The organism is Caldimonas taiwanensis NBRC 104434 (genome assembly GCF_001592165.1).
Lineage (GTDB): Bacteria > Pseudomonadota > Gammaproteobacteria > Burkholderiales > Burkholderiaceae_C > Caldimonas > Caldimonas manganoxidans.
In genome coordinates this window covers 26515-37555 of sequence record NZ_BCWK01000014.1, presented here as the reverse complement: position 1 = coordinate 37555, position 11041 = coordinate 26515, and the positions used below count along the sequence as shown (strand labels likewise).

12 protein-coding genes are annotated in these 11041 nt (G+C 64.5%); 5 read left to right on the top strand and 7 right to left on the bottom strand.

The annotated features are described in order from the left end of the window. Window positions 1-10: 10 nt before the first annotated feature. Window positions 11-1477, top strand: a complete 1467-nt coding sequence (locus CTA01S_RS12100; RefSeq protein ID WP_019560678.1) for a glutamate synthase subunit beta — start codon at window positions 11-13, stop codon at window positions 1475-1477. 18 nt (window positions 1478-1495) lie between these two features. Here CTA01S_RS12100 and phoB read toward each other — a convergent pair whose 3' ends face one another. The 7 genes from phoB to CTA01S_RS12065 form a co-directional block, all read right to left on the bottom strand. Continuing rightward, a complete protein-coding gene (gene phoB, locus CTA01S_RS12095) occupies window positions 1496-2200 on the bottom strand; it encodes a phosphate regulon transcriptional regulator PhoB (RefSeq protein WP_062195879.1) in 705 nt (234 codons plus the stop codon). 35 nt (window positions 2201-2235) lie between these two features. After that, entirely contained in the window at window positions 2236-2943 is a 708-nt protein-coding gene (gene phoU, locus CTA01S_RS12090; RefSeq protein WP_019560680.1) for a phosphate signaling complex protein PhoU, read from the bottom strand. Between the two features lie 33 nt (window positions 2944-2976). Continuing rightward, the gene (gene pstB, locus CTA01S_RS12085) at window positions 2977-3771 is read right to left on the bottom strand and encodes a phosphate ABC transporter ATP-binding protein PstB (protein WP_019560681.1); all 795 of its coding nucleotides are present in this window, start codon (window positions 3769-3771) and stop codon (window positions 2977-2979) included. Between the two features lie 34 nt (window positions 3772-3805). Then, complete coding sequence (gene pstA, locus CTA01S_RS12080; protein ID WP_062195877.1) at window positions 3806-4735, bottom strand: phosphate ABC transporter permease PstA; 930 nt, start codon at window positions 4733-4735, stop codon at window positions 3806-3808. Between the two features lies 1 nt (window position 4736). After that, entirely contained in the window at window positions 4737-5708 is a 972-nt protein-coding gene (gene pstC, locus CTA01S_RS12075) for a phosphate ABC transporter permease subunit PstC (protein ID WP_157451359.1), read from the bottom strand. 100 nt (window positions 5709-5808) lie between these two features. Then, entirely contained in the window at window positions 5809-6813 is a 1005-nt protein-coding gene (locus CTA01S_RS12070; RefSeq protein WP_062195932.1) for a PstS family phosphate ABC transporter substrate-binding protein, read from the bottom strand. 52 nt (window positions 6814-6865) lie between these two features. Further along, window positions 6866-7732 (bottom strand): winged helix-turn-helix domain-containing protein, encoded by an 867-nt coding sequence (locus CTA01S_RS12065; RefSeq protein WP_084362412.1) that lies wholly within the window; start codon window positions 7730-7732, stop codon window positions 6866-6868. A gap of 233 nt (window positions 7733-7965) precedes the next feature. Between CTA01S_RS12065 and CTA01S_RS12060 the strand changes: the two genes are divergently transcribed. From CTA01S_RS12060 to CTA01S_RS12045, 4 genes are read left to right on the top strand one after another with little or no spacing between them, the layout of a single operon-like run. Further along, window positions 7966-8814, top strand: a complete 849-nt coding sequence (locus CTA01S_RS12060) for an ABC transporter ATP-binding protein (RefSeq protein ID WP_026330144.1) — start codon at window positions 7966-7968, stop codon at window positions 8812-8814. Beyond that, window positions 8814-9596, top strand: a complete 783-nt coding sequence (mlaE, locus tag CTA01S_RS12055; RefSeq protein ID WP_062195872.1) for a lipid asymmetry maintenance ABC transporter permease subunit MlaE — start codon at window positions 8814-8816, stop codon at window positions 9594-9596. The genes CTA01S_RS12060 and mlaE overlap by 1 nt, the downstream gene beginning before the upstream one ends. Before the next feature lie 40 nt (window positions 9597-9636). Further along, complete coding sequence (gene mlaD, locus CTA01S_RS12050; protein ID WP_019560688.1) at window positions 9637-10116, top strand: outer membrane lipid asymmetry maintenance protein MlaD; 480 nt, start codon at window positions 9637-9639, stop codon at window positions 10114-10116. A gap of 25 nt (window positions 10117-10141) precedes the next feature. Next, on the top strand, window positions 10142-10900 hold the full coding sequence (locus CTA01S_RS12045; RefSeq protein ID WP_019560689.1) for an MlaA family lipoprotein: 759 nt from the start codon (window positions 10142-10144) through the stop codon (window positions 10898-10900). The last annotated feature ends 141 nt before the right edge of the window (window positions 10901-11041 follow it).

Below are 11041 nucleotides of genomic sequence, written 5' to 3'. Positions count from 1 at the left end.
AGTTCAACACATGGGAAAAGTCACTGGGTTCCTCGAGTACGAACGCCTCGAAGAGGGCTATGAGCCGGTCGAGAAGCGGCTGAAAACCTGGAAGGAATTCGTCATTGGCCTCAAGGAAGACGAGGCCAAGATCCAGGGCGCGCGCTGCATGGACTGTGGCACGCCGTTTTGCAACAACGGCTGCCCGATCCACAACATCATTCCGGACTTCAACGATCTGGTCTATCGCGGCCAATGGCGCCAAGCGCTGGACGTGCTGCACTCGACCAACAACTTTCCGGAGTTCACCGGCCGTGTCTGCCCGGCGCCCTGCGAAGCGGCCTGCACGCTCAACGTGAATGACGACCCGGTGGGCATCAAGTCCATCGAACATGCCATCATCGACCGCGCCTGGGCCGAAGGCTGGGTGGTTCCTCAGCCGCCCCAGCGACGCACCGGCAAGAAAGTGGCCATCGTCGGCTCTGGGCCGGCCGGCCTGGCCGCAGCCCAGCAGCTGGCCCGCGCCGGCCACGACGTGACCGTGTTCGAGAAGAACGACCGCATCGGCGGCCTGCTGCGCTACGGCATTCCAGACTTCAAGATGGAGAAGTCGCACATCGACCGGCGCATCGAGCAAATGAAGGCCGAAGGGGTGACCTTCCGCACCGGGGTGCTGGTGGGCAAGCTGCCCGAAGGCTCCAAGGTCACCAACTGGGCCAAGGAAACCCTCAGCGCCGAGCAATTGTGCAAGGACTTCGACGCCGTGCTGTTGGCTGGCGGGGCCGAACAATCGCGTGATTTGCCCGTGCCAGGCCGTGAGCTCGACGGCATCCATTTCGCGATGGAATTCCTGCCCCAGCAAAACAAGGTGGTGGCCGGCGACAAACTCAAGAGCCAGATCCGTGCCGATGGCAAGCATGTGATCGTCATCGGCGGTGGCGACACCGGCTCGGACTGCGTGGGCACCTCCAACCGTCACGGCGCCAAGAGCGTGACCCAGTTCGAGCTCTTGCCCATGCCACCGGAGCAGGAAAACAAGCCGCTGACCTGGCCGTATTGGCCCTACAAGCTGCGCACTTCCTCCAGCCACGAGGAAGGCTGCGTGCGCGAGTTCGCCATCGCCACCAAGGAGTTCGTGGGCGAGAAGGGGCGCGTCACCGGCGTGAAGACCGTCCGCGTGGACTGGAAGGACGGCAAGATGAGCGAAGTGCCCGGCACCGAGCAAGTGTTCAAGGCCGACCTGGTCTTGCTGGCCATGGGCTTCCTCGGTCCGGTGGGCAGCGTCCTGGAGGCCTTTGGTGTGGACAAAGATGCCCGCGGCAATGCCAAGGCCAGCACCGAATTCATCGGCGGCTACCGCACCAACGTCGACAAGGTGTTCGCCGCCGGTGACATGCGTCGCGGCCAGTCGCTGGTGGTGTGGGCCATCCGCGAAGGCCGCCAAGCCGCGCGCGCGGTGGACGAGTACCTGATGGGCACGAGCGACCTGCCGCGCTGAGGCCTGCGCAGCGCGGGGTCAGCCCGCGGCTGCGGCCGCGGCCGGCAGCGTCAGCCGATAACCCGCGCCGCGCACGGTCTCGATCAAATCCACGCAGCCGGCTTGTGACAAGGCTGCGCGAAGTCGTTTGATGTGCACGTCCACGGTGCGCTCTTCGATGAAGACATGGTCGCCCCAGACCCGATCCAACAGCTGCGGTCGGGAGTGCACCCGCTCCGGGTGCGTCATCAAGTAGCGCAGCAACCGAAACTCCGTGGGGCCCAGATGAATCGGCCGTCCGGCCCAACTGACGCGGCGGGTGCCGGGATCCAAGGACAATGCGCCCAGGGTCAACGGGGTGTCCAAGACTTCGGGCGCCTTGCGGCGCAGCACCGCCCGGATGCGCGCCCCCAGCTCGGCCGTGGAAAAGGGTTTGGACACATAGTCGTCGGCACCGGCCTCCAAGCCCAGCACCACGTCGTGCTCATCGCTGCGCGCGGTCAGCATCACGATGGGCAGGCTGCGTGTGCGCGGATCGGCCCGCCAGCGCCGCGCCAGGCTGATGCCCGACTCCCCTGGCAACATCCAGTCCAGCACCACCAGGTCTGGCAGGGCTTCGCGCAACGCGGCATCGGCCTGCGCGGCATTGCTGCTGAGGCGCAGCTCGAAGCCTTCGTGGCGCAGATGCAAGGCAATCAACTCGGCAATCGCCGGTTCGTCTTCGACGACGAGAATTCGTGCCATGAGCGTCCTTCGTTGACAATCGGGCGCACCGTGGATCAGCTCACCACCGAGGCCACTTCCCCCAGCGGCGTGTGACGCACATCGGCCCCTTTGACCACATAGATGACTTGTTCGGCCACGTTTTTGGCATGGTCGCCCACCCGTTCGATGGCTTTGGCCACGAACACCAGATCGATGCTGATCGAGATCGTGCGCGGGTCTTCCATCATGTAGGTCACCAGCTTGCGCAACAAACCATCGAACTCGAGGTCGATGGCATGGTCTTTCTGGATGGCCGCGAAGGCATCGGCCGCATCCAGCCGAGCAAACGCATCGAGGGATTGACGCAGCAAGCGCAGCGCCAAGTCTGCCTCGAAAGACAAGTCCGCCACGGTGGCACGTAGGCGATGCGCCATGCCCGAATCGATCAAGCGCCGCACGGTGCGTGCGATGCGCGAGGCTTCGTCGCCGGCGCGCTCCAAATTGCCGATGGCCTTGCTCACCGCGATGAGCAGCCGCAAATCGCGCGCCGTGGGTTGGCGTCGCGCGATGATGGCGCACAAGTCACGGTCGATCTCGACTTCCCGGCGGTTGACGCGCGCCTCCTGCTCCAACACTTGGAGGGCGGTCTCGGGGCTGAGGTGTTGCAGTGCATAGACCGCTTGCGCGAGCTGCGCTTCCACCAAGCCGCCCATTTCCAGCACCCGGCTGGAGATGTCGCTCAGTTCGGCGTCGAATTGCGTGGACAGATGTTTGTCGCTCATAGATGACGGCGGCGGCAAGCGCCCGGGGTGTGTTCAGCCAAATCGGCCGGTGATGTAGTCCTCGGTTTCTTTGCGCTGAGGCTTCATGAAGATGTTCTTGGTTTCGCCGAACTCGATCAGGTCGCCCAGATACATGTAGGCGGTGTAGTCCGACACACGGGCTGCTTGCTGCATGTTGTGCGTGACGATCAGCACCGTGACTTGATCTTTGATCTGACCGATCAGCTCCTCGATGCTGGCCGTGGCAATCGGGTCCAGCGCCGAGGTCGGCTCATCGAACAGGACGATTTCCGGATCGGTGGCCAGGGCTCGGGCGATGCACAAGCGCTGCTGTTGGCCTCCCGAGAGATTGAAGGCCAAGTCGTGCAGCCGATCCTTCACCTCCGGCCACAACGCGGCAGCGCGCAGCGCCGACTCCACCTTGTCGTCCAGATAGCTGCGAGAGCGTTCGCCGCGCACGCGCAAGCCGTAGGCGACGTTCTCGTAAATCGACTTGGGAAACGGGTTGGGCTTTTGAAACACCATCGAGATGCGCATGCGCACTTCGATCGGATCGACACGGCGGTCCAACAAGTTCACCGCATCAGGCAACAACTCGATGGCACCTTGATAACGGTGCCCGGGGTACAAGTCGTGCATGCGATTGAAGCAACGCAGGAACGTCGATTTGCCGCAGCCGCTGGGGCCGATCAGGGCAGTCACTTTGTTCTGGAAGACCGGCATCGAGATGCTCTTGAGCGCCTGGAATTCGCCGTAGAAGAAGTCCAGCGCGTCCGACTTGGCCTTCAGGGCAGGGGGATGGTCCGGCAAGGTGATGGTGCTGGTCATGGCAAACGGAAAAGAAGATTCGGTGTGAGGGGGCTTACCACTTGATGCGCTGGCGCAGCCGATAGCGCAGCCAAATGGCCAAGGCGTTCATGCCCAAGGTCATGAAGACGAGCACCAAACTGGCCGCTGCGGCGTTTTGGTGAAACGCAGTGTCCGGCCGCGAGGTCCAGTTGAAGATTTGGATCGGCATCACGGTAAACGGGGACATCAGCCAGTCGAACAAGCCGGCCGGAGGCTGGCCGCTCCCGGGCAGGGGAGGCAAGAAGGCGATGAAGGTCAAGGCGCCGATGGTGATGACCGGTGCGGTCTCGCCGATGGCGCGCGACAAGCCGATGATCACCCCGGTGAGGATGCCCGGACTGCTGTACGGCAGCAGATGATGCTGCACCACCTGCCACTGAGAGGCCCCGCAGGCATAGGCGCCTTCGCGGATGTGCTGGGGAATGGCGCGCAAGGCCTCGCGCGTGGCGGTGATGACGATGGGCAGGATCAGCAGCGCCAGCGTCAAGCCTGCCGTCAGAATCGACTGCCCCAGCCCGAAGGTGTAGACGAACAACCCCAGAGCCAACAATCCATAGATGATCGAGGGCACACCGGCCAGATTGGTGATGTTGATTTCGATCAGGTCGGTCAACCAATTCTTGCGAGCGTATTCCTCCAGATAGATCGCTCCTGCGATGCCCACCGGCACGGCCACGGCCGCGGTGACCAGCATCACCAACAGCGAGCCGACCCAGGCCGACAGGATGCCGGCCTGTGATGCGCGGCGCGAGGGAAATGAGCCAAAGAATTCCAGATCCAGGCGCGACAAGCCTTGGACGGCCATGTCGGTGAACAAGGCCGCCAATGTCAAGACGGCCACCATCAGGGCACCGAGGCCCAACACGCCGAACCACAAATCCCAGCGTTTGTGCCGCTCGATGATCTGGCGCAGTCGCGCAACGTCGAAATGGGGGCGGGACATCTCAATACACCTCGCGGAAGCGCTTGCGCAGCCCATAACCGGCCAGGTTGAACAACAGCGTGATCAGCATCAAGGACAGGCCCGCCGCAAAAATGGTTTGGTAGCCGATGCTGCCGTGCGGCAAGTCGCCCAGGGCCACTTGCACGATGTAGGCGGTCACGGTGGCTGCCGGCTCCAACGGGTTGAAGCTGAGGTTGGGCTGCATGCCGGCGGCCACGGCCAAGATCATCGTCTCGCCCACGGCACGCGAGATGCCAAGGATGTAGGCCGAGGCGATGCCGGAGAGGGCTGCCGGCACGACCACTTTGAGGGCGGTCTGCAAGCGGGTGCTGCCCATGGCGTAGGCGCCTTCGCGCAGGCTCATGGGCACGGCACGCATGGCGTCTTCGGACAAAGACGCGACATACGGGATGATCATGATGCCCATGACCAAACCGGCGGACAACACGTTGAAGCTGGGCAGCTGAGGGATCAGCCGTTGCAACATGGGCGTGACGAACAGCAGCGCGAAGTAGCCGTAGACGATGGTTGGCACGCCCGACAGCAGCTCCAGCACCGGCTTGAGCGTTTCACGGACTCGGTGGCTGGCGAATTCCGACAGGTACAAGGCGATGACCGTGCCCAGGGGCACAGCCACCAACAGCGCCACGGCCGAGCTGGTGATCGTGCCCGAGAGCAAGACCACGATGCCAAAGCGCGCCTCGGAGAACAGCGGGGTCCATTGCGTGTCGGTCAAAAACGTCCACAGGGGCACGGACTGGAAAAAGACCAGCGACTCCTTCAGCAGGATGTAGACGATGCCCACCGTGGTGAAAACCGACACACAGGCACAGGCCAGCAAGGCCGCGCGGATGAACCGCTCGGCCCATCGACGCCGAGCTTGCGCGCGGGCGTACTCGGCCAACTTGGCCTGCCCTAGCATGGGCCGAGGCGCCAGCGTCTGGGCCTTGCTTGCCTGAGAAACGGCCGACATGAATGATGCTCCGCGATACGGGGAAAAAACGACAGAATCGAGCGGGCCGCCCCGCTCGGAAGCGGCCCACTGACAAGGAGGTGTGCCGAATCTCGGCCGCTCACAGGCTGGCTTCGCGGCGCATCAGTTCATCGATGGTCACGCCCACTTCGGCCACGCCGCCGAAGACCGTGCCTTTGCGGTTCTTGGCCAAGTGTTCGAGGTTCATCTTGTAGGCGGCCTCGGGCAGCGGCACGTATTTCACTTCTTTCATGATGCGCGAGGCATTCTTCATGTAGAAGTCGACGAACTCTTTGACCTCCGGCCGTTCGTAAGCCTTGGCGTTGACATAGATGAAGATCGGGCGCGACAGCGGCTGGTAGGTGCCATTGATCACGTTGGTCTCGTTGGGCTCGACCGCAGGGCTGCCCGGCTTGGCCACGATCGGCACGGCCTTGAGGTCTTTGCGGTTCTCGGCGTAGTAGGCATAGCCCAAATAACCCAGCGCATAGACATTGCCCGAGACGCCCTTGACCGTCACGTGATCGTCCTCGGTGGCGGCATAGTCCCCGCGGCTGGACTTGGCTTTGCCATTGATGGCTTCGGTGAAATAGTCGAAGGTGCCCGAATCGGAGCCCGCTCCGTACAGCACGATCTTCTCAGCCGGAAAGGCCGGGTTGATTTGGCTCCACAGTGTGATCTTGCCCTGGGCGGCAGGCTCCCACATGGTCTTCAGTTCGGCCACGCTCAGTTGCTTGACGAAGTTGTTTTTGGGATGGATCACCACGGTCAAGGCATCGAAACCCACGGGCAGCTCGAAGTACTCGATGCCGGCGGCGCGGCAGGCTTCCATTTCCTGCTTCAGGATCGGCCGAGACGCGTTGGAAATGTCGGTTTCACCGCGGCAAAACTTCTTGAAGCCGCCCCCGGTGCCGGAGATGCCCACCGTCACGCGAACGGCGCCTTTCTTGGCCTTTTGAAAGTCTTCGGCCACACCTTCGGTGGGCGGGAACACGGTCGAAGAGCCGTCGATTTTCACGATCGGCGTCTGCGCTTCGGCCACGCCGGGGCCGGCCAACGCGGCCAGCACGGCGGCGGCCGCAGCAACTTGAGCGAGAGCTTTCATCATCATCTCCTGAAAAAACGGTCCAAGACCCGACCGTGATCTTCGTTGGGGCTCATGAATCTTTCGTGACGGTGGCTTTGACCGATGTGACAGCCGTTGCGGCCCAGGGCCCATGCTGGGCCGGGCGCGATGCGCTGGCGTCGCTCGCATGGGTGACGGCCCAGCCCTGCAGGGCCAAGCGATAGCCCACACCGCGCACCGTTTGGATCAGGTCTGGGCTCACTCCGGTTTGCGCCAGGCGTCGGCGCAGCCGTCGGATGTATTGGTCCACCGTGCGCGCATCGATGTTGGGCACGTCTTTCCACACTTCGGCCAGCAGCGCATGGCGCGGCACGATGCGCTCGGCGTGTTCGAGCAGCTGGCGCAGCAGCTGCATTTCCCTGGGCGCCAGCGTGACCGTCTGCGTGTGCGCCCCGCGCCGCAAACGCAGCTGCAGCTCGGGGGCGTCCACTTCGATCCAGGGGCCGTGTGACCCAGTCAGGCTCCCATCGCCCGCTGCGCCGGGGGCCTCGGTCCCTGTGGGGCTTTCCCGGGCCGACAAATGGCCCAGCAAATCACGCACCAAGGCACGGGGACTGAAGGGCTTGGTGATGCACCAGGTGGCGCCGCAGCGTTCGCCGTGGGCGCCGCAGCGCTCGTCCAGCCGCGACGTCAGCATCACGACGGGCACACCCAGCGGCCTGGGCGCCGCGATCGCCCCGGGCTGCGCAGGCAAGGCGTCCAGGTCGATCACCACGGCGTCGGGCAACACTTCGTTGGCCAAACGCCAGCCTTCGTCCAGGGTGGCTACTGCCATGGCATAGGCGCCGGCGCTTTGGCAATGCGCACGCACCAGTTCGCGAATCGCTGGCTGCGCCATGACCACCAGCACCGTCGGGCTGGTGGGGCGGGTTGTTTCTGGGCTGGACCCGGCCGACATGTCGATGACCTCTTGTCACACCGTGGCGGGGCCGCGCTGCACCTGACGCATGGCTGCCGCCGCCTCCATCGGGACGATGCTGGGCTGGCTGTGTGACGCTGGTGTGACAGTGGCGGCCCAGGAGGCGGCCGGCGGCCGGCCGGGCCCGGCGCAGGCAGCCGCTGGGCCGAGGGCTTCCGTGTTTTCACCTATCATCGGCCCAGCGGCCATGCGGCCGACGGTCCCTTCAACCCATGCAAACTCTCGTCGAGACGACCCGGTCGACCCCCTCTACGACGCCTGCGCTGGTGGAACTGCGCGAGGTGAGCTTTGGCTATGACGAACGGCCCATCTTGCGGGACGTGAGCCTGAGTGTGCCGCGCGGGCAGGTGGTGGCGCTGATGGGCACGTCTGGCGGGGGCAAAACCACGGTGTTGCGCCTCATCGGCGGGCAGATCAAGCCGCAGCGCGGTCAAGTGCTGTTCGACGGGGTGGACATCGCCTCGATGGACCGGCAGGCGCTGTATGCCATCCGCCGACGCATGGGCATGCTCTTCCAATTTGGCGCGCTGTTCACCGATTTGTCGGTTTTCGACAACGTGGCCTTCCCCCTGCGCGAGCACACGCAACTGAGCGAGGACATGATCCGCGATCTGGTGCTGATGAAGCTCGATGCGGTGGGCCTGCGCGGTGCGCGCGATTTGATGCCGTCTCAGATCTCCGGCGGCATGGCCCGGCGCGTGGCGCTGGCGCGGGCCATCGCGCTGGATCCCGAGCTCATCATGTATGACGAGCCGTTCGCCGGTCTGGATCCCATCTCGATGGGGGTGGCGGCGCGCTTGATTCGGCAGCTCAACCAGACCCTGGGCGTGACCAGTTTGGTGGTGTCTCACGACGTGGACGAGACCTTTCTGATTGCCGACCACGTGATCTTTCTGGCCGATGGACGCATTGCCGCGCAGGGCACCCCGGCGCAGATGCGCGCCACCGAGGACCCGCTGGTGCGCCAGTTCGTCGATGCCCAAGGCGACGGTCCGGTGCGATTCCACTACCCGGCTCCCGAGGTGGCCGAAGACTATCGCCTGCCCGGGGGGCGTGCATGATGGGGTGGCTGCATCCGCGTCGGGTGGGGCGCGCCGTACGGGGGGGCTTGGCCGATCTGGGCCGCGCCGCACGCATGCTGGCGCACTTGTTCGCGCTGGGCGGCAAGGCCTTCGCGCGGCCCCGCTTGGTGGTGGACCAGATCCATTTCTTGGGCAACTACTCGCTGGCCATCATTGCGGTCTCAGGGCTGTTCGTGGGTTTCGTGCTCGGCTTGCAGGGGTATTACATCCTGCAGCGCTATGGCTCGTCCGAGGCCCTGGGGCTGATGGTGGCCTTGGCCTTGGTGCGCGAGCTCGGGCCGGTGGTCACGGCCTTGCTGTTCGCCGGGCGGGCCGGCACCTCGCTGACTGCCGAGATCGGCCTGATGAAAGCCGGCGAGCAACTCGCGGCGATGGAGATGATGGCCGTCGATCCGATGCAGCGGGTGCTGGCCCCGCGCTTTTGGGCCGGCCTCCTCGTGATGCCCTTGCTGGCGGCGGTGTTCAGCGCGGTGGGCATCATCGGCGGCTGGATCGTCGGCGTGGTGATGATCGGCGTGGATGGCGGGGCTTTCTGGTCGCAAATGCAAGCCGGTGTGGATGTGTGGTCCGACGTGGGCAACGGCGTGATCAAAAGTTTCGTGTTCGGTGTGACGGTGAGCTTCATCGCCCTGTGGCAGGGTTACGAGGCCAAGCCCACGCCCGAGGGCGTCTCGCGGGCCACCACCCGCACGGTGGTGGTGGCCTCCTTGTTCGTCTTGGGCCTGGACTTCATGCTGACCGCGTGGATGTTTTCGATCTGATGAGCCGCGGCCCGGCAGGGCCGGCGGCAGGAGTGGTGTGATGCCTCAGTCTCGACATGATGTGTGGGTAGGCCTGTTCGTGCTGCTGGGCGGGGCGGCCTTGCTGTTTCTGGCGCTCCAGGCGGGCAACCTGTTGTCGCTGTCGTTCGAGGACACGTATCGGGTGCAGGCCCGCTTCGACAACATCGGCGGCCTCAAGCCCCGTTCGGCAGTGCGCAGCGCTGGGGTGGTGGTCGGCCGGGTCGAGTCGATCACCTTCGACGACCAGACCTACCAGGCGCGCGTCACGCTCAGCCTGGAAAAGCGTTTTGCCTTTCCGAAGGACAGCTCGGCCAAGATCCTGACGTCCGGGCTGTTGGGCGAGCAATACATCGGGCTGGAGCCCGGCGCCGCGGAGCAGATGCTGTCCGAAGGCGACACGATCACGCAAACCCAATCGGCCGTGGTGCTCGAGAATCTCATCAGCCAGTTCTTGTTCAATCGCGCGGCCGAGGCCGGCGATGGCGGGGCGCGTCCCTGAGTCTGCCCGCGGCAAGGAGAGGAGCATGTCGCAGAGCTGGTCTCGTGGGATCGTGTGGGTCGTGCTCGGGCTGCTCGCCGGCTGTGCGAGCACCCATCCGAGCGACCCGCTCGAACCCCTGAACCGCAAGGTGTTTGCCTTCAACGATGCGGTGGATCGCGCGGTGCTCGAGCCCACGGCGCGAGCCTACCGCGACATCGTGCCCAGCCCGGTGCGCAAAGGGGTGAGCAATTTCTTCGGCAACATCGGCGATCTGTGGTCGGCGATCAACAGCTTCTTGCAACTCAAGATCGAAAATGGCCTGCACAGCACGATGCGAGTGGGCTTGAACACCTTTTTGGGGTTGGGCGGACTGCTGGACATTGCCAGCGAGGCCGGGCTGCGGGCCGAGCCAGAGGACTTCGGTCAGACCCTGGGGCACTGGGGGCTGGGTCCGGGGCCTTACCTGGTGCTGCCCTTGCTGGGGCCGTCGACCTTGCGCGATGCGGCAGCGCTGCCGCTGGACATGCAAGCCACCAGCACCGGGCGGCTCACGAGCGATACGGCCACCGCCTACGGGTTGACGGGCTTGCGCATCGTCGATACACGTGCGCGCTTGCTGGGCGCCTCGCGCATGCTGGAGGACGTGGCGCTGGACAAATACCTCTTCACCCGCGATGCCTGGCTGCAGCGTCGGCGCAACCTGGTCTACGATGGCCAGCCCCCGTCGCAGGACGAGGAAGAAGATTGGAGCGCCGAGGAGGCCGCCGCTCCAGCCAGCGCTGCGTCCGCCTCGGCCCCCTGAGAGAAGGGTGACAAAGGTAAGCATGCGCTTCGGCAGTGGCGCTGGCCTGACGTTGGTTCACAATGAGGCTCATGGACGAGCGCCTCGATGAACTGCGCAGGCCCATTCGAGTCATAAGCTCCATCGGCTTTCGCCGAGTCT